The 24,001-nt window shown below is 45.5% G+C and carries 25 protein-coding genes and 2 pseudogenes; 10 read left to right on the top strand and 17 right to left on the bottom strand.

Translation table 11 applies throughout. The features are described 5' to 3' along the window. Positions 1–33: 33 nt before the first annotated feature. Positions 34–1,155, bottom strand: coding sequence for a response regulator aspartate phosphatase RapJ (gene rapJ, locus G4P54_RS01625; RefSeq protein WP_024715546.1), 1,122 nt, complete (start codon positions 1,153–1,155; stop codon positions 34–36). Between the two features lie 122 nt (positions 1,156–1,277). Between rapJ and cwlK the strand changes: the two genes are divergently transcribed. Beyond that, positions 1,278–1,781, top strand: a complete 504-nt coding sequence (gene cwlK, locus G4P54_RS01620) for a peptidoglycan L-alanyl-D-glutamate endopeptidase CwlK (protein WP_024715547.1) — start codon at positions 1,278–1,280, stop codon at positions 1,779–1,781. Positions 1,782–1,786: 5 nt separating this feature from the next. On the opposite strand, the gene G4P54_RS01615 is transcribed toward cwlK, so the two are convergent. Together G4P54_RS01615 and G4P54_RS01610 are read right to left on the bottom strand one after the other, a co-directional pair. Continuing rightward, positions 1,787–3,148 carry a YcdB/YcdC domain-containing protein gene (locus G4P54_RS01615; protein ID WP_167871576.1) on the bottom strand — a complete coding sequence of 454 codons (1,362 nt, stop codon included), beginning with the start codon at positions 3,146–3,148 and terminating at the stop codon, positions 1,787–1,789. 185 nt (positions 3,149–3,333) lie between these two features. Beyond that, on the bottom strand, positions 3,334–4,749 hold the full coding sequence (locus G4P54_RS01610; RefSeq protein WP_167871575.1) for a YcdB/YcdC domain-containing protein: 1,416 nt from the start codon (positions 4,747–4,749) through the stop codon (positions 3,334–3,336). Between the two features lie 173 nt (positions 4,750–4,922). Between G4P54_RS01610 and G4P54_RS01605 the strand changes: the two are divergent. Beyond that, a pseudogene (locus G4P54_RS01605) lies at positions 4,923–5,074 on the top strand (hypothetical protein). Next, a complete protein-coding gene (locus G4P54_RS01600; RefSeq protein ID WP_167871574.1) occupies positions 5,075–6,139 on the top strand; it encodes a DUF4352 domain-containing protein in 1,065 nt (354 codons plus the stop codon). It begins immediately after the preceding pseudogene. A gap of 37 nt (positions 6,140–6,176) precedes the next feature. Here G4P54_RS01600 and G4P54_RS01595 read toward each other — a convergent pair whose 3' ends face one another. The 3 genes from G4P54_RS01595 to natA all read right to left on the bottom strand — a co-directional run bounded on the left by G4P54_RS01595 (position 6,177) and on the right by natA (position 9,146). Continuing rightward, the gene (locus G4P54_RS01595) at positions 6,177–7,109 is read right to left on the bottom strand and encodes an aldo/keto reductase (RefSeq protein WP_024715551.1); all 933 of its coding nucleotides are present in this window, start codon (positions 7,107–7,109) and stop codon (positions 6,177–6,179) included. A 135-nt stretch (positions 7,110–7,244) separates the two neighbouring features. Then, on the bottom strand, positions 7,245–8,405 hold the full coding sequence (locus G4P54_RS01590; RefSeq protein ID WP_167871573.1) for an ABC transporter permease: 1,161 nt from the start codon (positions 8,403–8,405) through the stop codon (positions 7,245–7,247). Further along, positions 8,406–9,146 (bottom strand): sodium ABC transporter ATP-binding protein NatA, encoded by a 741-nt coding sequence (natA, locus tag G4P54_RS01585; protein ID WP_167871572.1) that lies wholly within the window; start codon positions 9,144–9,146, stop codon positions 8,406–8,408. A 143-nt stretch (positions 9,147–9,289) separates the two neighbouring features. Here natA and natR point away from each other — a divergent pair, with 143 nt between their 5' ends. Continuing rightward, a complete protein-coding gene (gene natR, locus G4P54_RS01580; protein ID WP_024715554.1) occupies positions 9,290–9,991 on the top strand; it encodes a two-component system response regulator NatR in 702 nt (233 codons plus the stop codon). A 12-nt stretch (positions 9,992–10,003) separates the two neighbouring features. Continuing rightward, a complete protein-coding gene (gene natK / locus G4P54_RS01575; protein WP_167871571.1) occupies positions 10,004–10,960 on the top strand; it encodes a two-component system sensor histidine kinase NatK in 957 nt (318 codons plus the stop codon). 38 nt (positions 10,961–10,998) lie between these two features. On the opposite strand, the gene G4P54_RS01570 is transcribed toward natK, so the two are convergent. Then, entirely contained in the window at positions 10,999–12,075 is a 1,077-nt protein-coding gene (locus tag G4P54_RS01570; RefSeq protein WP_167871570.1) for a helix-turn-helix domain-containing protein, read from the bottom strand. 233 nt (positions 12,076–12,308) lie between these two features. Here G4P54_RS01570 and G4P54_RS01565 point away from each other — a divergent pair, with 233 nt between their 5' ends. Continuing rightward, positions 12,309–12,692 (top strand): RDD family protein, encoded by a 384-nt coding sequence (locus tag G4P54_RS01565; protein ID WP_167873796.1) that lies wholly within the window; start codon positions 12,309–12,311, stop codon positions 12,690–12,692. 34 nt (positions 12,693–12,726) lie between these two features. On the opposite strand, the gene estA is transcribed toward G4P54_RS01565, so the two are convergent. Then, a complete protein-coding gene (gene estA / locus G4P54_RS01560; protein ID WP_167871569.1) occupies positions 12,727–13,368 on the bottom strand; it encodes a lipase EstA in 642 nt (213 codons plus the stop codon). A gap of 158 nt (positions 13,369–13,526) precedes the next feature. After that, positions 13,527–14,660 carry a type II asparaginase gene (locus G4P54_RS01555; protein ID WP_167871568.1) on the bottom strand — a complete coding sequence of 378 codons (1,134 nt, stop codon included), beginning with the start codon at positions 14,658–14,660 and terminating at the stop codon, positions 13,527–13,529. A gap of 212 nt (positions 14,661–14,872) precedes the next feature. On the opposite strand from G4P54_RS01555, the gene lmrA reads away from it, so the two are divergent. Both lmrA and lmr(B) read left to right on the top strand, forming a co-directional pair. Beyond that, positions 14,873–15,439 carry a transcriptional regulator LmrA gene (gene lmrA / locus G4P54_RS01550; protein ID WP_167871567.1) on the top strand — a complete coding sequence of 189 codons (567 nt, stop codon included), beginning with the start codon at positions 14,873–14,875 and terminating at the stop codon, positions 15,437–15,439. A gap of 46 nt (positions 15,440–15,485) precedes the next feature. Beyond that, positions 15,486–16,922 carry a lincomycin efflux MFS transporter Lmr(B) gene (gene lmr(B), locus G4P54_RS01545; protein ID WP_277348619.1) on the top strand — a complete coding sequence of 479 codons (1,437 nt, stop codon included), beginning with the start codon at positions 15,486–15,488 and terminating at the stop codon, positions 16,920–16,922. 61 nt (positions 16,923–16,983) lie between these two features. Here the strand turns inward: lmr(B) and G4P54_RS01540 are convergent, their stop codons facing one another. Next, positions 16,984–18,096 carry an aminotransferase class V-fold PLP-dependent enzyme gene (locus G4P54_RS01540; protein WP_167871565.1) on the bottom strand — a complete coding sequence of 371 codons (1,113 nt, stop codon included), beginning with the start codon at positions 18,094–18,096 and terminating at the stop codon, positions 16,984–16,986. 79 nt (positions 18,097–18,175) lie between these two features. On the opposite strand from G4P54_RS01540, the gene pcp reads away from it, so the two are divergent. Next, positions 18,176–18,823, top strand: coding sequence for a pyroglutamyl-peptidase I (gene pcp / locus G4P54_RS01535; RefSeq protein WP_024715563.1), 648 nt, complete (start codon positions 18,176–18,178; stop codon positions 18,821–18,823). Here the strand turns inward: pcp and tatC are convergent. The 7 genes and pseudogenes from tatC to G4P54_RS01500 form a co-directional block, all read right to left on the bottom strand. Then, positions 18,820–19,545 (bottom strand): twin-arginine translocase subunit TatC, encoded by a 726-nt coding sequence (tatC, locus tag G4P54_RS01530; RefSeq protein WP_167871564.1) that lies wholly within the window; start codon positions 19,543–19,545, stop codon positions 18,820–18,822. The two genes, pcp and tatC, sit on opposite strands and share 4 nt — an antisense overlap. 59 nt (positions 19,546–19,604) lie before the next feature. Continuing rightward, the gene (tatAD, locus tag G4P54_RS01525) at positions 19,605–19,817 is read right to left on the bottom strand and encodes a sec-independent protein translocase protein TatAD (RefSeq protein ID WP_003223835.1); all 213 of its coding nucleotides are present in this window, start codon (positions 19,815–19,817) and stop codon (positions 19,605–19,607) included. A gap of 13 nt (positions 19,818–19,830) precedes the next feature. Beyond that, a complete protein-coding gene (gene phoD, locus G4P54_RS01520; RefSeq protein ID WP_167871563.1) occupies positions 19,831–21,582 on the bottom strand; it encodes an alkaline phosphatase PhoD in 1,752 nt (583 codons plus the stop codon). Between the two features lie 18 nt (positions 21,583–21,600). Continuing rightward, the gene (locus tag G4P54_RS01515; protein ID WP_167871562.1) at positions 21,601–21,777 is read right to left on the bottom strand and encodes a hypothetical protein; all 177 of its coding nucleotides are present in this window, start codon (positions 21,775–21,777) and stop codon (positions 21,601–21,603) included. Positions 21,778–21,782: 5 nt separating this feature from the next. After that, a pseudogene (locus G4P54_RS01510) lies at positions 21,783–22,564 on the bottom strand (vWA domain-containing protein). 88 nt (positions 22,565–22,652) lie between these two features. Continuing rightward, positions 22,653–23,081 carry a cell wall hydrolase CwlJ gene (gene cwlJ / locus G4P54_RS01505; RefSeq protein ID WP_024715566.1) on the bottom strand — a complete coding sequence of 143 codons (429 nt, stop codon included), beginning with the start codon at positions 23,079–23,081 and terminating at the stop codon, positions 22,653–22,655. A gap of 82 nt (positions 23,082–23,163) precedes the next feature. After that, positions 23,164–23,466, bottom strand: a complete 303-nt coding sequence (locus G4P54_RS01500) for a serpin family protein (RefSeq protein ID WP_167871561.1) — start codon at positions 23,464–23,466, stop codon at positions 23,164–23,166. Positions 23,467–23,588: 122 nt separating this feature from the next. Here G4P54_RS01500 and G4P54_RS01495 point away from each other — a divergent pair, with 122 nt between their 5' ends. Then, a complete protein-coding gene (locus G4P54_RS01495) occupies positions 23,589–23,975 on the top strand; it encodes a YndM family protein (RefSeq protein WP_014112528.1) in 387 nt (128 codons plus the stop codon). Positions 23,976–24,001 lie beyond the last annotated feature (26 nt).

Raw genomic sequence — 24,001 nt, 5'->3', positions numbered from 1 at the left:
AAAGCAGAGAACCTGTATGTTCTCTGCCATCTTCTATTGAAAACGCTGGTCAGTAAGCTTCTTTTTAATATCCATTAGCCTGCGGTAAAAGAAAGCCGCGGATTCGTAACGTTCTTGCTGATTGAAACGTTCCGCTGTATCATGCAGCAGATCTTCTGCATCGGCAAGAAGCTGGCGGGATTCCAGCAGGTCAAAGCATTCTGTAAGCACGTTCCGGTCGCCGCTTCCAAGATACAGCTCATGAATGAGGCGGAATTTCGTCAAGTACATGTCATCGTCCCATTCAGTTGCACTCTTTATCCCGAGGCCATACGTCTCTGCCGCTTTATCGTATTTTCCTTCTTTACAGTAGATATGGGTCAGTGAAAAAAAAGCTTGAACGGCTTGCTGAAAGTTGTGCTCCTCAAAAATAGCGGCGGCTGTTTTGAAATAGTCCTCCGCTTCCTTGTAATCGCCCAGACTGTATTTACAGTGGCCGACATTATAATGGGCGGCGGCGATCATATACGCTTCTTCAAGCTGTCTGGCATGATCTAAGGCGCTGCACAGGTGTGTCAGTGCTTTTTCGTAATGATAAACATCGGCCAAATTCCCGGCGATAATAAATTCACACTGCACACGGCGGCGCCCGTACAATTCATATTTCGTATAGATATCAAGCGCCTGGCTCGCGTAATTCATTGAAAAATACGTTTGTTTGATGTGATAATACACTTCCGCAACCTTAAAAAGAAACTCGGCTTTTTCGATCTCATCCTCGACATACTCGAGCTTTTCCTCAGCATGCTTGTAATGGTCAATCGCTAAAATAAAATTTTTCTGCTTAAATTCGTACATCCCTCTGAAATAATAAAAGTAGTATTCCAATAAGCCCGTAAGTTTTTGCTGATTGCTTTCAATTTCGTTCAGCATATCAGAGAACGGAGGCTTGGTGTCGCTGTCTTTTACTGGCATCAGCTTATCAAGCATGATTCGGTGCCGGAATTCCATCAAAGAAAAATATAAAAGCAAGTCCTGATTTTCTTCCATATCTTCTAAATCGTATTCAATCTCCCGTTTTAACGCCTCTGCTTGGTCCGCTTCAAATGCGCGAATGAGCTTGTACCATTCATTTAGCTTTACTGCTACATCTTCAGATGGAATCTTTGCTCTCATCAGTCTGCCTCCTTCCTCCTGCTACTATTTATGTTATATTTTATCATAGCTGTTCACTTTTAGAGAGAGTCAATCACTTAAAAGCGTTAACATGCAGCACACCACGAGAAAGTGAGACTGATATGAAATTATCCGCGAAAACATCTGTTGTCTTATGTATTCTGTTTCTTCTTGATCTGTGTTTTAGCTATATACGGCATGAATGGCAATCTCAAAACGCCTTGCAGCATATGCCTGTCCCTTCGGATCTTCATCCGATTGTGAAGCAGAATGCCGATGCCCTCAAAGCAGCAGCAGCGAATCAAGGCATTACCGTCGTCATGACTGAAGGATTCAGGTCCTTTAAGGAACAAGACGAATTATATAAACAGGGACGTACAAAAAAAGGGAATATTGTCACCTATGCAAGAGGAGGGGAATCGTATCATAACTATGGCTTAGCTATTGATTTCGCTCTTCAAAAAAAGGATGGCAGCATCATATGGGATATGGAATATGACGGCAATCAAAACGGAAAATCAGATTGGCTGGAGGTTGTCGAAATCGCTAAGAAACTCGGTTTTGAGTGGGGCGGGGACTGGAAACGATTCAAGGACTACCCCCACTTGGAGATGGTTCCTCGCTAGACACCTCACAGCCTTTTCTTTTTCCTTATATGCGCATCAATATAGGGAGGATATACCGGATGATAGACAAGCTTGTATTGCTGATCGATGCCTGTTGGAAAATCAGGCTGCCACTTCAGCTTCACATCAAACGCGGCTAAAAATGTTTCTCTCGCTTCTTCAGCTGAAACATCCGGCCTGTGATTGATAGTTTCTAACTGTTCAGGATCAATATCCGGGGCCATAAAAGCGTCAATCATCCCGGTTTCCGGATTGACAATGATGCGGGCGGCGCCGAACCGCAGCGGCACGCCTTTATACCAGACAGAAAAATGATTGCGGACCCTCCCTCTATCATCAATTCGGACGGGATTCACTCTGAAAAATTCAGCCGCTCTCGGATAGAGGGCGTACAAAAACTGAAGCGCTGCCCTTTGACATTCTTCCGTTGAGCATGGGCGGCCGTTCTGCGGGTCAATAAAAGAGATCGCTGCTTTTAATTTCCCTGTTCTTTTATCAGTCTTCATTTTGATTGTATTTTTATTTCTCGTTTCAAAATAACTCCCTATGCTTAAATCCTTACGCTCCGGCGTATTGCCTTTGCGCCATGTGCTTCCTATTTCTTCTCCAAAGTCTCTTTCACTGACTTTCTGCATATCAGAGGTGAGTCCCAGCATGGCGTATATATCGATTTGTTCGTTGTTCTGAAGCGGCGGCAGAGGCGTCCCGTTTTCTATTCTTTCATCGGCGATATGCTGGTCAGGCACGATGTCGTCTACATCCGCAGGATAGCTGTATCCCGGCAGAATCGGTTCATACACAAGGCGGGGGGTTTGTTCGCCATCAATGACATCGTACATCAGCTGCAAAGACATTGTATTTAAGTAATGAGACACAACCTTCTCTTTTGCTACAAATTCCTTTGGAACTTCGGCTTTATACCCTTCTCCGTAATATAAAAAATGGACGATCTGTCCGCTTTTTGTCATTTCAATTAAAAAGCCTGAATTGGGAAGCGGAAGCCCTAATTCCATTTTGGTATAGATAAAACGAATGTGCTGTCCTCGCTCTTCCTTGCCTTGGAAATGAAAATTCATAAACGTATTGGGATGATTGGCAGCGGCGAACTGAAGAGCCGTCAGCTTCAGCTCGGCTTCCGGAAGTTTTTTGTCTGTCTCGGAGCGCACGGTTGTTGAAAAGGTAAGCAAAGCGCCGTCATTACCGAGTTCCACTGTAATGTGCTTTTCCGGATTTTCGGGGTCCTTCCAGATGAAGTATGCCTGCCTCTTCTTCTTTTGCTTTTGGTCGTAATCTTCTATTTCAAGCTCATAATGCGGCGGTACATTCCCGATCTCTTGCGCCTTCTTTTTCAGCTGTTTATTTACCAATGAAGTCATCCTTTCAAAGAGTCTACGACAAAGAGAATCCTGTTTATTATATATAAAGACCTTTCTTCATTTAAAGTGAAGAAAGGTCCTTTTCTATTATTGTCATTGCTTTTCAATATTCCTTCTGTTACTTTCGTCCTATATCACCTTTTATATCTCCGGCATTTGCGTGAATTTCAGCCGCTTTACCATGAACTGATCACAGGCTCTCCTGTATGGGCTTCTATAAAACGCGGATATACCGGCTTGTAGACGAGCCTGTAGCAGTGCGCTTCATCATCACGATATTCTCTCTCCCAGCCCAGCTCAACTTTAAAATGCTGCCAAAACATAGACTTGGCTTGTTCTGCTGAAATGGCCGGGACGGGATGAATGGCTTCCAGCTCTTTCGGGTCAATATCCGGTCCCATATAAACGATAATGTGACCCGTCTGGCAGCTGACGCAGATTCTGATCTGCCCGAACCGGAGCGGAACTCCGTGACAGTGCGCTTCAAATGTAAAACCAGCGACTGCGTTTTCTTCTTCATCCGGTTCTTTGTATCTGATCTTAAAATATTGATCGGCATTCGGAAATAAAGCAAACAGAAAACGAATGGCAATTTTTTCGCACTCTGCCTCACTTACTGTCAAAGGCCCTTTTTTCTCCATAAATGACATGACGCCTTCGAGTTTTCCGGTTTCTTTATTATGGATGGTTTTCACCACTTGATGATTCCGGCCTTTAAACCAGCTGTCCAAGCTTTTATCCTCCGGCTGATACAAAGGATCATTGGGATTTCGCCAAACGGTCCCGATTCTCCCGTCTCCCAAATCCGCTTCCCGCTCTTTGACAAAACCGTTTTCGATGCCGATCATGCTGCCGGGATCGACCTTATCGTGAATGCCTTCGAATAAAGGGAGGGGAAAGCTTTCCCGCTCCATGTCATCCTCATGATCAAGTTCTTGTTCTTCTTGAACCAAATCCGCAGGCACTGTAATGGCCCTGCAGTCAGGCTCATACACCAAATGCGGCTGATCGTCCCCATTTTTGTAAACAGAACGATGAAGGACCTCAAACAAAAGGTCGAACTCCACGTCCTTCTTCATAAAGGCAAGTGCCTCCTTATCATCGGCCACCCGCTGCGGCTTGATGATGCTGCCCACTTTGCCGTAATAACTGAAAGACATGATCTCACCTGATAAGGAAACGTCGGCCATAAATCCGCTCCTGGGCAGAGGAAGACCCTCCTCCATTTGAACATATGAAAATCTCACTTTATCGTCGTATGTACGGTCATCTTCTTCACGGACAAAGGCAGAGAGCGCTGCCGGATAATAAGTCTCAACAAATTGGCGCATGGTATCCTCCAATTGCTCCTCAGACAGCCTTTCTCCGCTTTCAGGCTCCATATCTCGAGAAAGGGATTCGAGCTGCCCGTCCGGTCCAAGTTCCACGCTAATGCCAGTATGCCCATCCTGAGGATCTGTCCAACAAAAATAGGTTCTTTTTTCATCACCGCCATCATTTTCAATTTCCAGTTTAAAGTGTGCCGGCACCCGGCCGATTTCCAGTGCTTTTCGTTTCAGTTCCTCTTTTTTCACAAATACGGCCCCTTCCATCGTTCTTATGTCCTCTTCAACTAATCAAAAAGTAATAGTCTGAAATACACAAATTTCTGAGTTTGCCAGTTTTACCAGAACATTTTTCACCAAAAATAGGTTAATAAACCTATTCAATATAAATGCTAATAATCTTAAAATTAATTCCGTTGTTACTTTTTACAGGTCCATTCATGACTAAGGAGGGCGGAGTTTCCAGAAAGCCCGGTGCAAATCGTGAGAAAAGAACCGATTTTTTGGTTATAAAATGCTAACCATTCAAAAAGATCCATTTTCTCAAAGACAAAAGACTCCCTTTCCCAAAACCATTTTAGGAGGAAAATGAATGTTTCAGAAAAAAACGTACGCTGTTTTCCTAATTCTTCTGCTGATGATGTTTACAGCTGCTTGTTCCGGCAGCAAAACAAGCGCGGAGAAGAACGAATCAGAAACAGAAAAAAGCTCAGATATCGCTCAAGTTAAAATCAAGGATGTCTCTTATGCGCTTCCGTCTAAATATGATAAGTCAACTTCGGATAACCAGCTTGTGTTAAAAGTCAATGTCGCTGTGAAAAACACAGGAAAAGATCCGCTGAGTGTAGACGGCATGGATTTTACTTTATACCAAGGTGATACCAAAATGTCCGACACAGACCCTGAAGACTATAACGAAAAGCTTCAAGGCAGCACGATCAACGCTGACAAATCCGTTGAAGGAAACTTGTACTTCGTTGTAGATAAAGGCGAGAAGTACGAACTTAACTACACGCCGAAATCTTACGGTGACAAAAAGCCAAAATCAATGACTTTTAAAATTGACGGTAAAGACAAAAAAATCCTGGCGACGGCAGATAAGCTCCAAGATTCCGCAAAAGCGTTATCGGCTTATATTGATGTCCTTCTTTTTGGTAAAAACAACGCTGATTTCGAAAAAATCACCGGCGCCAATAAAAATGAAATTGTAAATGATTTTAACAAGTCAGCCAAAGACGGCTACCTATCAGCTTCTGGCCTTTCAAGCACATATGCGGACAGCAAAGCACTTGATAATATCGTAAACGGCATTAAAGAAGGATTAAGCAAAAACTCATCCATTCAGGCGAAAACAACTTCACTCTCAAAAGACGAAGCCATTGTTGAAGCCACAATTAAACCTGTAGATGCGTCTTCACTTTCTGACCGCATCGAAGACAAAGTGAAAGACTACTACAGTAAAAATTCTAACGCCAGCTATGAAGAGGCTGTGAAATACGCGCTTCAAGTCTATCCTGAGGAATTCAAAAAGCTCGGACCTGCTTCATCAGAAAAAACGGTTGAAGTGAAAATGAAGAAAAATGACATCGACCAATGGCAGCTTGATATGGACGATTACAGAGCAGCAGAATTAGTCGAAGCATTCATCAAAGAATAAAACACCAAAAGGAAATAGCCTTCAGCTATTTCCTTTTTTATTTAAAAATCCCGCTGATAAAATTCGCCTCATCTTCGGTCAGTTCAATGTCCAAGGTCTTGAGATTATCTTTCAGCTGTTCAGGACGTTTGGCGCCTGGAATGATGGCGTCTATCGCCGGTCTCGTTAACAGCCACGCCAAGGCGACATGTGCCGTCTCCGCTTGTTTTTCCTCCGCTGCGGCTTTCAGCTTGTCTACTTTTTTGAGATTGTGAATAAATGTTTCTCCCTGAAATTGCGGCTTGTCCTTTCTGGAGTCTTCAAAGACCGTGTCTTTCGTGAATTTTCCCGTCAGCAGCCCGGACGCGAGCGGAAAATAAGGAATAAAGGAAATGCCGTGTTTTTCACAGTATGGAAGCAGCTCTTTCTCAGCATCACGCTGAATCAGCGAGTATTCTCCCTGAAAAACCTCTAAATAGCCGTCCGCATTATATTCCTGCAATTGCTGATAGTTGAGGTTCGAAGCGCCGATGGCTTTGATTTTCCCTTCATCCTTCAGCTCCTTCAGCGTGCCTGCCACTTCAGCAAGAGGCGTTTTGCCATCGGGAAAATGAACATAATACAAGTCAATGTAATCTGTTTTCAGCCGCTTCAGGCTCTTTTCCACCTCGCTGCGGAGAAAATCCCGGCTGTTGTCTAATTCAATGCTGCCGTTCACTTCTTTATGGGCCCCTTTGGTGGCGATGATGAGCTCATTCCGCACGCCGCGTTCCTGCACGACTTCGCCGATTAATTCTTCAGAACGTCCCAACCCGTATATAAAGGCGGTATCGATAAAATTCACGCCGCCATCCAATGCCGTGCGCACCAAATCTTTCCCTGTTTCATCATTCAGATTCGGAAATAGATTATGCCCTCCGACCGCGTTTGCGCCGAATCCGATCCGCTTCACCTGCAGCTTCGTCTCGCCAAGTGTACGTGTTTGATCCATTGTTCCTTCTCCTTTGAAACCAATTTTGATGAAAAATAGCGCAGGGTCACTTTCTGTATTAGATATCCTTTTTCTATTTTCCTTCTTTTTTCAGGATATACAAAAAGGAGAAAGTGTATTTCTCCTTTTGCAAGTTTATTTTGGCAGAACCCATTTGTCTTTCAGGAAGCAGGCTCTGGCCAGTAAAAAGAAAATGACGATGAGCACGGCGATAGTTCCTGATGTGTACAAAATAGCCGCCGGCTCAACCATTCCGAATAAAAGCTGTTTAAATAACGCGTGCAGATTCAGAAACGGGATGAGAAAGTACGATAAATCAAATTGATTCGGTCCTTTGCTCAGGATGAAAAACATCGGGAGCGTAGGCAAAAAGACGACGAGAGACATATAGCTTTGTGCTTCCTTTACCGAGCTGGAAATAATGCTGATGAAAAGCTCCATCGCAGCGATCAGCAATGCAGAAAGCACGATAATTAAGGCGGAAGCGCCGATTACACTCCACATATGATCTCCCAGCTGGAAGGCCGTTTTTAAATTTTCGGTAAATAACACGGTGGCCAAAATCAAAAACACCAAAGCCAATACACCCGAAGCAACTCCAAAAGTAGAAACCGCAAGCCACTTACCGACCAGCACTTTGTTTCTGCTGACTGGCGTTAACAGCAGCGCCTCAATTGATTTCCGATCCTTTTCACCGGCCATGATATCAAGAGCGATCGGCATTGCGCCGGAAACAATGGATGTCAGAATCAGCATGGGCAGAATGGCGGAAAGCATAATAGCGGAAACCCCTTTTTCCTCATCCGCTTCCTTTTGCTGAATCGTAAATGGCTGGATGACCGATTGATCGATGTGTTGATTTGTTAAACGTTCCTGCACAATTTCATTTTTGTACTGATCTAAGGCAGACTGTACAAGCTGCATGGCATTTGACGACCCCTGATCGACTGAACTGCCGTAAACATCAACCGTAAAAGGCGTCATGCTGTTGACATATGACTCGAACTCTTTCGGGATGTTCAGATAGGCATCTGCTTTTCCGTCATCGACCGCTTCTTTAGGCTTCGCAAATGTTTTTACGCTGATCTCGTCAATCGCATTAAGCTTGCTTTCCAGCGCGGGCGGCAGCGAATGGCCGACAGCCAATGTGTACTGCTCCCCTTTGTCCGACAGCATGCTTTCATAAAAAAAGACAAGTCCTAGCATTGTAATCATCGGCACTAATATTGTGAGTAAAAGTGTTTTTCTGTCGCGCAAAGCGTCGATCATTTCTTTTTTATAAATATGGCTCAGCATTTAAGAAATCCCCCTGACAAGCTTAGACATAAAGATGTAATTCAAATCCTCGCTGCGCTCGCTCTCGTATAATGATTCAAGCGCTCCCCGGTAAATCACCTCTCCGCTGTGAATCATGATGACACTGTCACAGAGCGCTTGCACTTCCTCCATAATGTGGCTGGAAAATAGAATCGTTTTTTGTTCTCTTTTCAGCTGCTGGATGAATTCGCGGAAGATGTTGCTGGATGTAATATCAAGCCCGGTAGTCGGTTCATCAAATAAAATGATGTCCGGGTCGTGAATCAGCGCTCTGGCAATTGCGACTTTCTGCCTCATGCCTTTCGAAAACCCGCCCACTCTCCGGTTCATATAATCGCGCATGCCGAACCGTTTCGATAAATCTTCTATTCTCGCTTTGATCTCGTGGCGATTCAGTCCGTACAGTCTGCCAAAATATTGCAGGTTTTCTTTAGCAGTCATCCTGTCGTAAAGCCCGGTTTCTCCCCCGAATAAGACGCCGATTCTTTTTTTGACCTCGGACGGCTGCTTGACCGTGTCAAACCCGGCTACCGTGATTGCACCCTGAGACGGTTCAAGCAAGGAAGCAATCATTCTCAGCATCGTCGTTTTGCCGGCACCGTTTTCTCCGAGAATACCGACAACCTCTCCTTTTTCAATGGTTAAGCTTACATCTCGCACCGCTTTGACTACTTTTTTCTTATCATGAAACCTGCGGCTGCAATCGGTCAGTGTAATCATGTCACAATCTCCCTTTTCGTTATGTCTAGTAATGACTATATACGAAATGCTGGATTTGTTGGATAAAGTTGTCGCGAAGAGTTCTTTTTATGTCGCGAAATGGGATAGAATAAAGATGATTCTATGTAACTAGGGGAATGATAATGGTAAAAGTCGGACTTGTCGATGACTATCGAGTAGATTTAGAGAAACTGGAAGCGATTGTATCCAGAATGCAGAATGTCGAAATTGTCTTTTCCACCGATTCAGCGGAGGAAGCCTACAGCCGGGTGAAGAGCGGAGACATTGATCTGCTGCTTGCAGATATTGAGATGCCTCATATGTCTGGCTACGAGCTTGCCGATTTGATCAGGTCCCACTCGCTTGATGTGGATGTGATTTTCGTGACAGGTAATGGCGGATATGCCGTTCACGCCTTTGACCTCAACGTTCATGATTATATTATGAAACCGTACCACGCCGACCGGCTGAATGCTTCATTCGACCGTTATTTGAAAAAGAAAACGGAAACGAGTTTAAATGGGCGGATATTGATCAAACAAAAATCTGAAATGCACGTCCTGCAAAAGAAGGATATCATTTTCGCAGAACGGACGGGACGTTCGACGACGATCGTGACAACTGCTGAAGAGGTGCAGACGTATCAAACATTAAATGATATTAAAGGCGACCTGCCGGAGAAGGATTTTCTCCGTTCGCACCGTTCCTTTATTATCAACATTCATTACATAAAGCACTTTTCCGCTTATACTAAGCATTCGTTTACGGTTTCCTTTGAGGGAACGGCTAAAAAAGCGATGATCACCAAGCAGCAGCTTGATTATTTTCAAAACTACTATTTTTGAGGAGTTCAGAACGTGATTGCTTTTTTTCAATGTCTTTATTTGTTTTTATTTAGTTTCATATTTTATCAGGGGGCGGCCGCTCTTTCGCATAGTACGGCTTGCTCTTTGCTCGCAGCTGCTCTAAGCGCGGCTGCTGCAGGATTTTACCTATGGAAAACGAAGCGGGTGTGGGGCCGCAGTTCCTTCCAGCTTTGTGCGTGGATCGCCGTGATTCAAGTGATGTCAGCGGCGGTGGTGCTGATCGGCACAGACACAATGCCGGCATTGTTTGTCATCGTGATATTCGCAGCGTGTGAAGGGCTCCGTATCGGACAGGCTGCCTCACTGGCTCGGTTTTCTGATCAAATTGATAAGCTCGCTCAAGCTGAACAGCATGCCAATCGCATGCTGATGGACGTCAGAAGCCGGAATCACGACACAATGAAGCATATAACAGCGATCCGTTCAGCGCAGTCCAAGGAAGATACACAAGCATATATCCAAAACTGGACGGATCAGTACAGTCAATATGACCGTTTTTTAAAGGGCGAGAATGCATACGTTGCAGGGGTGCTTTATGATTTTCTTGAAAAAGCGCACGCCTCGGATGTGAATGTTTCACTGCATATGCATACACCGCTTTCTGCACTTCCGTTTTCACCCGCTGATCAGGTCAGCTTGGTCGGCAACATCTTGGAAAACGCGCTCGACAGCGCGGCGGGGACACGAGAAAAAGCGGAGATTAAGCTGGAAACTTCGTTGCGCAGCGGACTTTATGTGCTGATTTGTGAAAACAGCACGCCCGGAATGGACGCAAAAGTGCTCGATACACTGTATCAATCGTTTGGCCTTTCAACGAAAAGCGGCCCCCATGAAGGAATGGGCACGTATATCATTCAAAAACTGGTGAAGAGCGCTAGCGGCAGGCTGGATTTCACCTATCGCCACCCCGTCTTCCGGCTGGAAATTAAAATTCCGTTCCAAAAATAAAAAACCTTGAAAAGCCCGGCTTTTCAAGGTTTTTTTCATTACGATGATAATGCTTGTGCAAAACGGTCCGCTTCATCTTGAAGCGTGCTTTCAATTTCTTTGTAGCGGCTGGAAATCGTTGATGCGCTGACGCCGTATTTTTTCGCCAGTTTGGCTTGAGAAACAGACGCACCGTTAAGAGAAATCGCATTTACATAATACTCAACTGCCGCCGCAAAAGCTTCCGGTTTTCTAATGACAGGTGATTTTTTCTCGCAGAATGTTTTCCAGATGTCAATGACGGCCGGAATCAATTCAGTCGGATACTCATCTCCGCTCAAACCTTCTTCAATAGCCGCGGCTGTTTCTTTCTCCATGTCATTTGCCCACTCAACACTGCTTTCTTCCGCTGCCTCTGCTTGCGGCTCTTCGTCTTTCTCGGCTAACAGCGCGAACAGAACGTTGTTGAATTCTTGCTTCATGAAGTCCTCCGGCGTTTTGCCGTTCTTCACAGCGGCATCCGCATATTTCTTCACTTTGCTGATCAGTGCTTCTGTTCTCTTCACCGGGAAGATCGTGAATTGCATGAAGAACTCCGCTTTTTCCGCTTCGTGGATTGGATATCCGAGAATCAGGCTTCCCACTGGCGGAAGGTCTTGATTGCTGGCGTCCATTTCCACTTCGAATTGTTTATTCGTAATGACATCCTCAAAGTGAATGACACCTTCTTTCAAGTCTTGCAGCAGCAATAAAGCAGGCGTCATGCTCTTCCATGATTCAACGATCTCGCGCGTTTTCGGACGAGTGATCGAATCGCCTTTTTTCTGAAGGTACTCTTCGAAAATCGTCTTTTCACCAGCAAGCGGGTGGAAGAAGATACCCCAGATTCCCAAATTAAATACGCTGATGTCTTTCGTCTGTCTGTCCATAGCTGAAAGAAAATCATGCTGGTTGATAAAGCCTGAAATGCTTTCTCTATGTACTGTGAAGGCATACTCCACTAGGTCTTCCTGAATTTGTTTTGCTTCTTTTGCCGCTAGTTCAGTCGGGAAGTCGACAACTTTGCTTCCGCAGCATTTTTTATATTTCTTGCCGCTGCCGCATGGGCAAGGGGCATTTCGTTTCACTTTTCCCACAATAAACCCTCCGAATTCTGTTGTAACTTTTCTATTTTAACAAAAATAACTTCTGAGGGCTTGTTTTCAGGCTAAAAAAGAATTGGTAATATGACCAGCTGGCTAAACATGCCAATTCACCTATGACATTTTTATCATCTTTTGTGATTTAAGACTTATAACCTATTCCCTCTTTAGGCCCTTCTTTTTTACAATCATTAGGTATTTATCTCATATTTTAAGGAGTGTTTATGTTGGAACTAGCTGGTTTTATGCTGCGCGCCTGCGCTCTTATACTGGATGCGGTCATTGCCGCAGCAGTCATTTTGGCGGCCGGATTTACGTTTGGCGACGGCTCTGCAGGCGTCATTATTGTCGCCATACTGATGCTGCTTGTGTACCCGTTGCTGATGCCGCTGACAAAGTGGAAGGGCACGCTCGGCAAAAAAATCATCGGACTGCAAATCGTAAGAGACGAAACACACGAGAACATTTCTTTCTTACAGGCGATTGTCCGCTACATAATAGCGTGGGTGCATGTGTTCTCCCGCCTGATCTATTTGACAGCCGCATTTACGAAGAAAAAACAAGCCGTTCATGATATGGCGGCGAAAACTATTGTGCTAAAAGCAAAATAACCTTGAAGAATAGGACTCTTCAAGGTTATTTATCTCATTGGTTTGTATTTTGGCCCCCGCCATTCAGCCCTTCTTTAATCAGGCTGTTGACTTGGCTGCTGTACAGAAGGCCGATGTGTCCAACACCATGAATTTGAACGTTTCTAGCACCGTCTAATCTTGATATATAATTCATGACAATCATATCGGCACTGCTGTAAATGGATGTGTATAAAATCTTTTGATTTGGATCAGTTCCCGGAAGCGCCTTGCCTGTCGTCAAACGGTTCGCGCCGCCAAGCGTCACGACGTTTTCAATTTTGTTTCCGCCGTCCAGATTTTTTATGTAGTAAAGTGTGTTTGCGCCCCCCATGCTGTGAGCGACAATATCCACTTTTTTCGCACCCGTTTCATCTAAAACCTTTTTCACAAATCGTGATAATACCGGGCCATTATTAAAATTCGTGCCTGTCTTGTCCCAAAAATCAACTGCATACAGCTTGTCCCGCGACCAGCCCTGAGATACGAGATAGCTTTTAATTCCCGCAAAATTGTATGATGCTCCTCCAATACCGTGAACCATAACCACTGGATTGTGTTCAGCGGCTTTTGCTGACGGCTGCAGCGCAAAAAGCGATGTAGCAGACAGCATCAAAATTGTTACAAGTGTAATGACCTTACTTTTTACAAATTTCATAATATCCTCCTTTTTTTGTAACAAATTCTTCAAATATATTACGTTACCAAATTAATTAAGTAAAGGGTATTTTTTACTTATTTTAAAGAAATTTTAAGATTTGGAGGATATTTTTTGAAAATGCCGAAAAAAAAGAAGGCTTATTCGCCTTCTTTACTTTAATACTCATTGAAATACTCTTGGATTTTTTGCGAATCGTTTGTTTTAGTGAGCGCCAGCATCAGCAATATCCGTGCTTTTTGCGGGTTTAAAGAATTCGATGCCAGCAGGTCTTTTTTCGCATACTCTTGGTTTGGTGTCACGACTCCATTTCCCGTACGGGATGAACGCACAACAGTGACGCCTTTTTTGACGGCGCTGACCGCTCCTTTTTCGGATGCATCAGATAAAGATCCGTTTCCTGTACCAGCGTAGACAATCCCTTTTGCTCCGGCTTTCACAGCAGCATCAAACAAATAGCTTCCTTCATTTTGGTATCCATAGACAATGTCTACTTGGGGCAGCTGATCAAGATCAGAAACAGAGAAATCCGTGTCCTTCGTATGCTTGCGGGTCATTACATTATTAAAATAAATATCATCAGCAATCGTTCCGATATAGCCCATTTCCTCTGATTTAAATGTATCCGTTGTGGTTGTGTTTGTTTTTGAGACATAACGTGCTGAAGCAATTCGGTCGTTAAGAACGACGAGTGCCCCTTTTCCTTTAGCCTCAGGTGTGCCTGCTACTTTAACCGCATTGTACAGGTTAGAAGGCCCGTCAGCGCTGATGGCTGTGGAAGGTCTCATCGAACCGACAACAACAACCGGTTTATCGCTTTTCACAGTGAGGTTCAAAAAGTAAGCTGTTTCTTCCAATGTATCAGTTCCGTGGGTCACGACGACCCCGTCTACATCATCTGAAGCGAGCAATTTGTTGATGCGTTTTGCCAGCTTCAGCAAGATTTTATTATCAATATTTGTGCTCCCTACGTTGACAACCTGCTCGCCGCTGACGTTCGCAATGTCCTTCATTTCCGGAACTGCCTCAATCAGTGATTCAATGCCAACGACACCTGCTTTATATTCAGTGGTTGAAGTTTTTGATTTATCGGCGCCTGCAATCGTGCCTCCTGTCGCTAAAATTTTAATGTTTGGCAAGTCCTTTTTTCCAGAGGCAGAAGCCGAAGAAACTTTTTGTGTTTGCGGTTTTTCTTTCGGAGATTCTTTTGTTTCAGGAGATTGTGAACATCCAGTAAACGTAAATAATAGTGCGATAAAAAGAGTGAATATGATCCATCGTTGTTTTTTCATCTATTTCTCTCCTAACATCCTTATAATGTTTGATTATCAAATATTTTTCCTATTCTGTCAAAATATATATTAATTTTTCTTTAAGCTTTTTTGTAATATCCTTCTTTTTTTGTCTTTTTATTCACTGAATTTCTCTTGACAATGAATAAGCAAATCATGATAATAGACCAGTCACTATATTTTTGATTGCAATTCAGTAAGGTGGGAATGTTATGAGTTATGGAGATTCCCGTGAGAAAATCCTTTCGGCAGCTACCCGGCTATTTCAGCTGCAGGGATATTATGGCACGGGGCTGAACCAGATTATAAAGGAAAGCGGCGCGCCTAAAGGCTCTCTTTACTATCACTTTCCGGGCGGCAAAGAACAGCTGGCGATAGAAGCGGTGAATGAGATGAAGGAATATATCCGCCAGAAAATCGCGGACTGCATGGAAGGCTATGCAGATCCGGCGGAAGGCATTCAAGCCTTTTTGAAGGAGCTCTCCTGCCAATTTTCTTGTACGGAAGACATTGAAGGCTTGCCTGTCGGGTTGCTTGCGGCCGAGACGTCATTGAAAAGCGAACCGCTGCGGGAGGCCTGCCATGAAGCCTACAAAGAGTGGGCCTCTGTTTATGAGGAAAAGATTGTGCAGGCGGGCTGCAGTGAAGAGCATGCCAAGGAAGCCAGCACTGTGATTAACGCAATGATCGAAGGCGGTATTCTTCTATCGTTGACGGCAAAAAACAGCACACCGCTCCTTTATATCTCCAGCTGCATTCCTGACCTGCTGAAGAGATAAAAATAAGACGCGTATATTACATTCAGTTGATTGAGAGGGGAAATGTATTTTGGAAACAGCAGCTAAAGCATCTCAGCCATACAAAGTGATGCCGATTATGATTTCCTTGCTGTTGGCCGGTTTTATCGGCATGTTCAGTGAAACAGCGCTGAACATCGCGTTAACCGATCTGATGAAGGAATTAAACATAACAGCAGCAACCGTTCAATGGTTAACGACTGGCTACCTGCTTGTACTCGGTATCCTCGTTCCTGTATCGGGACTGCTATTGCAGTGGTTTACAACAAGACAGCTTTTTACCGTGTCACTTATCTTTTCAATAATAGGGACGCTGATCGCGGCGCTTGCGCCAAGCTTCCCGTTTTTATTGGCGGCGAGGGTCGTTCAGGCACTCGGAACCGGTCTTTTACTCCCGCTGATGTTTAACACGATCCTGGTGATTTTCCCGCCTCATAAACGGGGCGCGGCGATGGGTACGATCGGGCTTGTCATTATGTTCGCGCCCGCCATCGGCCCGACGTTCTCCGGATTGGTTCTGGAGCATCTTAACTGGCACTGGATTTTCTGGATTTCTCTTCCGTTCCTTGTGCTGGCGCTTGTTTTTGGTATTGCATATATGCAGAATGTATCTGAAACGACAAAGCCAAAAATCGATGTGTTGTCTATCATCCTGTCTACGATTGGCTTCGGCGGCATTGTCTTCGGATTCAGCAACGCGGGTGAAGGCTCCGGAGGATGGTCCAGCCCGACTGTGATCATCTCACTAATTGTCGGCGTTGTCGGTCTTATCCTGTTTTCAATCCGTCAGCTGACAATGAAGCAGCCGATGATGAACCTCCGTGCGTTCAAATACCCGATGTTTATTTTGGGTGTGCTCATGGTGTTCATTTGCATGATGGTCATCCTGTCATCTATGCTGCTGCTGCCGATGTATCTGCAAGGCGGCTTAGTCCTGACGGCATTTGCTTCTGGCCTCATTCTCTTGCCGGGCGGTATTTTAAACGGATTTATGTCCCCTGTTACAGGCCGTCTGTTCGACAAATACGGACCGAAATGGCTTGTCATTCCGGGATTTGTGATTGTCACTGTTGTCCTTTGGCTCTTTTCAAACGTCACGACTGCTTCAACGGCTGTGCTGATTATCATCCTGCATACCTGCTTGATGATCGGGATCTCTATGATTATGATGCCTGCGCAGACAAACGGTTTAAACCAGCTTCCGCGCGAGTTTTATCCAGACGGCACCGCCATCATGAACACGCTGCAGCAAATGGCGGGCGCTATCGGAACAGCGGTTGCGGTCAGCATTATGGCTGCAGGACAGCATGATTATATGAGCAAAGTCAAAAACCCCGCTGATCCGGCAGTCATCCCGCATGCCTTGACAGCGGGCGTGCAGCACGCGTTTGTGTTCGCAATGATTGTTGCGATTATCGGTTTAATTGGCGCTTTCTTTTTGAAGCGGGTTAAGGTCGATCATTAATATGAAAAGCCCCTGATCACAAGGTCAGGGGCTTTTGTATGTGTACATGTGTGATCCGCAATCAGCGCGCGGCTAAAACCGCTGCGATTTCATCAATGGCATGATGCAATTCTTCACTCGTGTTATAAAAGTGAGGAGCCAGACGGATGACAGCGTCCCGCGGCGCGCAAATCACTTTTTTCTTTCTCAGCAGCATCGCTGTTTCCGATGCCCGTTCATCCCGGATCGCAACCATGCCCGGCTGACATCCCGCTTGTGCCGCCGCCGGCTGAAGGCCTTTTTCAGAAGCGTATTGACATGCATCGGCACAGATCGTTTTCACATGATCCCGGATATGAGAAACCCCGATATGATTCAGCAGCGATAAAGCCGCCGCAGCTGCATACACGCTGATAAAAGCTGGGGTGCCCGTTTGAAAACGCCGCGCGCCTTTCGCATATTCCGCAGGCAATCCGTTCTCCCGTCCAAACCAGGCTGATGCTTTCGGCTTCAGTGCGTCCGCCAGCTCCTTTCTCACATAAAGAAACGCCGCACCCGGTATGCCGAGCAAATACTTTCGGGTGCCCGCCGCCAGCATATCAACGCCCCACTCCTTCACATCAATGGGAATATGCCCCGCAGATTGATAGGCATCCACAAACAACAAAGAATCCTTTCTCTTAGAAATCTCAGCGACCGCTTTTATATCCTGAACAAAACCGTCACGGTAATGAACGTGCGGAACACACGTCAGCACTGTTTCATCCGTTATATGCGTTTCATATTGCTCGGGCGGCAGGCCTCCGTCTATTGACGGAATCACAGATACGTTATAATCGGATTGTGCCTGCCATACATGAGACACTGCCGGAAAATCCATCTCCGTATACACAACATGCTTCTTTCTGAAAGCAGACAAGGAGGATACTGCAGAAACCAGCGCGTCAGAAACTGATGGCACAATCGCAATTTCATCCGGTTCCGCCCCTATCAGCTTTGCAAACTCGATTCTGGCACTCTCTGTTTTTTCGATCGCTTCATTCCAGTTCGTCCCCATATGCAGCAGGCTGTCGTGATAATCTTTGATCGCTCTCGATACAGGCTCTGCCAGCGCGCTTTGAGAACAGCTGGCAAGCATCGTATGTGTCTGCACGGTTGGGAACAGCTGGCGATACCGCTGCGGCAAATGCTCCATTGTGATTCACCCCTTTTCATTATTTTGATGAAAAATCCAAAAATAAACAATAGAATAAAAGAAAAAAGGAGATGGGAAGATGCGAAAAAAAGTGCTGATCACAGGCTTTGACCCTTTTGATAAAGAAACCGTCAATCCATCGTGGGAAGCAGCAAAACGGCTGAATGGCTTTGAGACAAACGAAGGAATCGTCGCGGCAGAACAAATTCCGACTGTCTTTAGAACCGCTCTGGACACATTAAGGCAAGCCATTCAAACACATCAGCCGGATATCGTGATTTGTGTCGGCCAAGCCGGAGGGCGGATGCAGATCACGCCGGAACGGGTGGCGATCAACCTTGCAGACGCACGCATCCCCGACAATGAAGGACAGCAGCCGATCGATGAAGAGATTTCTCCAGGAGGACCCGCCGCTTACTGGACGGGACTTCCCGTGAAACGAATGACTGAAAAAATGAAGGAAAACGGCATTCCAGCCGCCGTTTCCTATACTGCCGGCACATTTGTATGCAACTATTTGTTCTACGGATTAATGGATCATATCAGCCGGACATCCCCGCACATCCGCGGCGGGTTTATTCATATCCCTTTCATCCCGGAGCAGACTATAGACAAAACAGCGCCGAGCCTCAGCTTAGACACGATTGTCCGGGCATTGAGGATCGCCGCTGTTACGGCCGCACAATATGATGAGGATGTGAAATCACCGGGCGGTACGCTGCACTAAGCAGCCGCCGTTTCGTCTGTCAGCCTCTTTTTGTAGACAAACGCCGATAGGGTGACACTCACTTCAAACAGGACAAGAAGCGGAATCATCACGAGAAAATCAGAAATAAAATCAGGCGGTGTAATCAATATGGACACGACGATCAGCATAAAATAAGACAGCTTTCTCGCTTTGGCCAGCCTGTAAGGATTTAAAATGCCCAGCCTTGTTAAAAACATCACCACCAAAGGCATTTCAAACAGAAAACCGAACGGCAGGCTCAAATTCACCATAAACCTGAAATAGCGGTCAGCCGTAAACATCGTTTCGAAGTGGCCGGAAGACAAATGAGTCAAAAAGCTGAGCACGATCGGAAACAAGACAAAGTACCCGAAAGAAATGCCCGCCAAAAACAATGCAAATAATCCCGGTATGTACATGAGCGTCACCTTGCGCTCCGTTTTCGTGAGCGCCGGCGCAACGAATCGCCACAGCTGGTACGCGGCAACAGGGATGGAAGCCGCAATGGCACAAATGCCGGAAAGCATCATATACACCCAGAGGATTTCACTCGGCCCAAGCACCGCCAGCTTTCCATCCAAATCCCTGATCAGCCAGTCATAAATGTCCTGCACAAACAAAAAAGCCGTGATCAGAAATAGAAGAAATGCCGCGAGGGTGATGATAATCCGGCGGCGAAGCTCTTCAAGATGCCCAATCAGATGGGTTTCTTTTTTATCCATTCAAAAAGGCCCTCCCTTTCATAAAAAAGAGGCAGACTAGGTGTCTGCCTCATCAGCACTCAGCCCGCATTTTTGTCCTGCTTTACCGCTGTCAGCTCAGCTGATTTTTCTTCTTTTTCATCACCAGACACAAGTGATTTTGTGGCGCTTTTAAATTCCAGCAGTGTCCGTCCGGCGGCACGCCCGATTTCCGGCAGCTTTGAAGGGCCAAAAATAATCAGAGCGATGACAAAGATCAGAATCAAGCCAGGTATTCCAATGTTTGAAAACATGTTTTTTCACTCCTTAATTCGTGATTTTTGCCCGTTTCTTAATCATTTGTTTTTCGTGGGCTTTGTTGTGCGCAAAAAAACGATCCTCTTCGACCTCGTTAGATTGCTTCACTCCGCCTTGGATCGTTGTAGATGACACCTTTCTCAAGCCGGTTTGTTCTTTCTGGTAAACAAATGAAGCCCGTGTTGAAATGGCTGCGCCCGGCTCTGTCACAAACGGCATCACCCGATAATCAGCTTTCCACTGGTGAGGCGTCACTGTACAGCGGACATATCCGCGATAATCGTTAAAGAATTTGATATGCGGATTTTCCTTTAAAATTTGGTCTGTATCCGCCCGCTTATCCGCGCCGTTTCCTCCGGATGTGATCGAGGTTCCCACAAATTCAGCTCCGAAAATTTTTGAGCTTGTCTTCTCAAAGTCGACATGCAGATTCGACGCCCAGTTTGCGTGCACATCTCCTGTCAGCACGACAACGTTATTCAGATTTTTACTATTAATGAAATTGATAACTCGTTCGCGCTGAGCCGGGTAGCCATCCCACGAATCCATACTGTAGATCGGGCTTGCGCTTGTCCCGAAATTCCACTTCGCAAAGAAAATCTGCTGCGCCAGCACATTCCAATGGGCTGTCGAGCTGCTCAAATTGTTGAAGAGCCACTGCTCCTGTTCTTTTCCTAACAGGGTCCGATTCGGATTGCGCCATTCATCAGAAGGCGGCTTATTGCCATCGTTATTGGCTTGGTCATCCCTGTACTGGCGGGTATCAAGAACATTGAAGGACGCCAGATTTCCGTACGTAAAGTGCCGGTACAGCTGCATATCCGGACCATTCGGCAAAGAAGAGATGCGAAGCGGCATATGTTCATAGTATGCCTGATACGCAGCCGCGCGGCGGAGCACGAATGCTTCAACCGATTGTCCCTTTTCCGGTATTTTATTGGCATAGTTGTTTTCGACTTCATGATCATCCCACGTCACAACCCAAGGGAACGCTGCATGTGCAGCTTTCAGATTCGCGTCGGAACGGTATTGGGCGTGGCGGTTCCGATAGTCCTGCAGCGTATAGATTTCCGCACTGCTATGGGTGCGGACATTGCCTGTTTTTGACACATATTCATTTGGGCCGTATTCATATATGTAATCACCGAGATGGAAGACAAGATCAAGCTTTTCCTTCGCCATATGCTTGTAAGCCGTATAATACCCGTGTTCATATTGCTGGCAGGAAGCGAATGCAAAGGTCATTTGCGGCACATTGGCGCCAGGGGCTGGCAGCGTTTTCGTTTTTCCGACAGGGCTTAGTTCATGTCCGGTTTTGAAACGGTAATAGTACACTTTGTTCGGCTCAAGTCCGTCTGCTTCGACGTGAATGGAGTGGGCGAGACTTGGCTTGGCCATTTCAGTGCCCTTTCTCACAATTTTGCGGAAATGCTCATCCGTTGCGACCTCCCATTTGACAGGCACCGCCTGATTCGGCATTCCCCCGCCGTTCAGCGGATCTGGCGCCAGGCGCGTCCACAGCACGACACTGTCAGAAAGCGGATCACCTGACGCGACCCCCAATGTAAACGGATAGCTTGAAAACTTAGGCGCGGCATTTACTTCAAATGCACCAACTGACTGAGCAATGGTCAATCCAAGAGAAAGTCCAGCAATCTTCCCCGCTCCTTGAATAAATTTGCGGCGGTCAAACGTATTGTTTTGAAAACTTTCCTCTTTCAATTTCTGTACCCATTCATCAAAACGACTGTCGTGTGCCATTCAAGATCCCCTCTCTTTTCATTGATCGTCTCCATTATAGGAAATCATTGTTAAATGATTATAAAGAAGTGTGAAGCGATTGTAAGCACTGAACATCAGAAACAGGTCTTCACTCACAAACTTGTCGCTGAAAGATGCCGAAAACTGGCTGAATGGCGCGTTTTCGGCATATCCTGTCGTTTGCAAGCCGCCCATTCGGACTATTTTTCTTCACATGATCTTAAAAAAACAAAAACACCGAGCCATTTCGCAGAATGACTCAGTGCCGTATCCATTATTTCGAAAACAATCGGCTTTTCAGCAGGGGGCTCTTGTTCTCTTACAATTCCTTTTTCCCTCGCTTTTTTTGAGCCAAAATGGAAATTCAGTAAGAAGAGCATGATAAAGCTCATCATCAAATGCGGTCAATCTCTTCGATCTGCAGGGAGTTCGTGTTATCAACAACGCGCCCTTCTAACGTATCCAGTTGATTGAGAAAATCGAAGTTTCCGTTTCCGATGCCGACAAACTGCCAGAACACCGGTTTATCAGAGGAGGCTTCAATGATCGGTTTGATCGATTTCTTACAGCCCCCATCATTGATAAATACGGTGAATGCCGGATATGAACTCGCTTCCTCCGTAACATATTTGCGCAGCACGTCTTTCATGACCGGCGGCTCATCATTTCTGCCGAATTTATGCAAGCTGTCATTATTTAAAATTTCACGATCGACATAGCCTGAAAAATCCTTTTCAGAAACTGGCTTTCATCGGGAGAATTCGTTATCATACACCCATACATCCAGCGAGCCGTTATCATCAAATTAATCAGCCACTGCCAAAATCCGCTCCACCACGTTTTAGACCGTGCCGTTTTTGTAGAGCGTTCTCATTGAACCCGTAATGTCAAGCACCAGTCCGACACGAGCCGTCACCTTCGTTAATTGCTTTTTCTCAAGTACGATCTTTACGCTTTTCTCTTGCAGGTCGATTGTTGCCAATTTTTCATCTCCGTCAGCTCTCTCTTTCAATTACCTATGTGTCTGTTTTCAAAGAAAAACACCGTTCAATTTGAACGGCGTCCTGCCTCTAAAATGTGTTATAAACATTTTCACATGTTTCTGCCGTCGGCTGATAGAAGCAATGCGACTTAAATCTGGCCACCAAAGGCTGGTTATACCACTGGGCTGGACAGTTTCCCTCCGGCTTGAAATACCATAAACTAAATTTTGCAGGCCAGCGCCTTTCGCCATTAATCGACCGGCGTGCAAGGGATCGCTCAGTATCACGGGCCCTTTGATAAAAATATCCATGAGTCACTGCCTCAAACGCGTGCGGCTGATAAATCATCTGCCTGATGGTGCGGAGGCCTTTAAAATCTGAGCAATTCGCCCGCAGCCGATTCACTCCCACGTTGCCGACAAGCAGCATCCCCTGCTTTCCTTCGCCTTCCGCTTCCGCTCTGAGCAGCCTTGCCATTAAATCGACATCCGCACTCGTTGCTCTTACGACCGCCATCACGTCACCTCCCCTTGATCTCTTTTCATCATATTTCATTACTTCAAAAGTGATGACGGAGGGACAGGAGAAGTTTTTAAATTTATTCATTCGGATTTGCAGCAAAGCCCAAAAACAAAAGACTTGCTGTTTGTTCGTCTATGATGGCAAAGAAAAATAGGCGGTTGGCCGTCAAGGCAGCGTCTGGCGCGAGCTGGGACTCAACAATTTCAGCTGACGAGGCAGCCGCAGCCTCGGTTCCGAATATACGCTCCGCTTCAATGAAACCGTCATGAATATCATAAGCTTTGTTTTTTGCAGAACCAGATGGAGCAGGTGATGCCAATTTTTCAGCAGGTTGGCAGCCGCCTCCGACAGGCATAAACATCAGCAGGATTGTGAACATTTTCCCTTTCGTATAAACGGCTCACTCCCTTTACTTGAGGTAAAAACGCAGTATAAGGTTTAACTTTCTGAATTTGAGGAATCATACATAACAAATCGAATCACAGAAGGAGGTACTTTGGAATGACACATGTGAAAGCGCTCGCGATTAAAGGTATTATGACGATTATTGTATTATATCTAGTGCTTGGTCTGGGCTTTGGTTTCACGTTTGGTGATACGCTCTTAATGACGATTGTGTTAGGGGTTATTTCTTATTTGCTGGGCGATCTTTATGTATTGCCGAGATGGAATAATATGATTGCGACGTTAGCTGATTTCGGTTTGGCCTTTCTCGTTATTTGGCTGATGGGCATGCCGCTTTCTATGGGAATGACTGGCGGTGAAGTTGCTTTGGCGGCTTTATTTGGCGCGATCGCCATGGCCATCGGTGAATATTGCTTCCATTTTTATATGATGAGCAAAGAGATTGGCAAGAAGCATTATCTTGAAACAAGAACAGACTCATAATGAAAAGGCCGATGCTGGCAGCATCG

It is taken from the genome of Bacillus tequilensis, assembly GCF_012225885.1.
GTDB lineage: Bacteria > Bacillota > Bacilli > Bacillales > Bacillaceae > Bacillus > Bacillus tequilensis.
Note: the sequence above shows the minus strand (reverse complement) of the source record. Positions and strands in the feature narration are given on the sequence as shown.

Excerpts from the sequence above, each read along its gene's own strand:
- rapJ (WP_024715546.1), bottom strand. The coding sequence starts at position 1,155 with ATGAGAGCAAAGATTCCATCTGAAGATGTAGCAGTAAAGCTAAATGAA.
- cwlK (WP_024715547.1), top strand. The coding sequence starts at position 1,278 with ATGAAATTATCCGCGAAAACATCTGTTGTCTTATGTATTCTGTTTCTT.
- G4P54_RS01610 (WP_167871575.1), bottom strand. The coding sequence starts at position 4,749 with ATGGAAGGGGCCGTATTTGTGAAAAAAGAGGAACTGAAACGAAAAGCA.
- G4P54_RS01600 (WP_167871574.1), top strand. The coding sequence starts at position 5,075 with ATGTTTCAGAAAAAAACGTACGCTGTTTTCCTAATTCTTCTGCTGATG.
- G4P54_RS01595 (WP_024715551.1), bottom strand. The coding sequence starts at position 7,109 with ATGGATCAAACACGTACACTTGGCGAGACGAAGCTGCAGGTGAAGCGG.
- G4P54_RS01590 (WP_167871573.1), bottom strand. The coding sequence starts at position 8,405 with ATGCTGAGCCATATTTATAAAAAAGAAATGATCGACGCTTTGCGCGAC.
- natA (WP_167871572.1), bottom strand. The coding sequence starts at position 9,146 with ATGATTACACTGACCGATTGCAGCCGCAGGTTTCATGATAAGAAAAAA.
- natR (WP_024715554.1), top strand. The coding sequence starts at position 9,290 with ATGGTAAAAGTCGGACTTGTCGATGACTATCGAGTAGATTTAGAGAAA.
- estA (WP_167871569.1), bottom strand. The coding sequence starts at position 13,368 with ATGAAATTTGTAAAAAGTAAGGTCATTACACTTGTAACAATTTTGATG.
- G4P54_RS01555 (WP_167871568.1), bottom strand. The coding sequence starts at position 14,660 with ATGAAAAAACAACGATGGATCATATTCACTCTTTTTATCGCACTATTA.
- lmrA (WP_167871567.1), top strand. The coding sequence starts at position 14,873 with ATGAGTTATGGAGATTCCCGTGAGAAAATCCTTTCGGCAGCTACCCGG.
- G4P54_RS01540 (WP_167871565.1), bottom strand. The coding sequence starts at position 18,096 with ATGGAGCATTTGCCGCAGCGGTATCGCCAGCTGTTCCCAACCGTGCAG.
- pcp (WP_024715563.1), top strand. The coding sequence starts at position 18,176 with ATGCGAAAAAAAGTGCTGATCACAGGCTTTGACCCTTTTGATAAAGAA.
- tatC (WP_167871564.1), bottom strand. The coding sequence starts at position 19,545 with ATGGATAAAAAAGAAACCCATCTGATTGGGCATCTTGAAGAGCTTCGC.
- tatAD (WP_003223835.1), bottom strand. The coding sequence starts at position 19,817 with ATGTTTTCAAACATTGGAATACCTGGCTTGATTCTGATCTTTGTCATC.
- phoD (WP_167871563.1), bottom strand. The coding sequence starts at position 21,582 with ATGGCACACGACAGTCGTTTTGATGAATGGGTACAGAAATTGAAAGAG.
- G4P54_RS01515 (WP_167871562.1), bottom strand. The coding sequence starts at position 21,777 with ATGGGCGGCTTGCAAACGACAGGATATGCCGAAAACGCGCCATTCAGC.
- cwlJ (WP_024715566.1), bottom strand. The coding sequence starts at position 23,081 with ATGGCGGTCGTAAGAGCAACGAGTGCGGATGTCGATTTAATGGCAAGG.
- G4P54_RS01500 (WP_167871561.1), bottom strand. The coding sequence starts at position 23,466 with ATGTTCACAATCCTGCTGATGTTTATGCCTGTCGGAGGCGGCTGCCAA.
- G4P54_RS01495 (WP_014112528.1), top strand. The coding sequence starts at position 23,589 with ATGACACATGTGAAAGCGCTCGCGATTAAAGGTATTATGACGATTATT.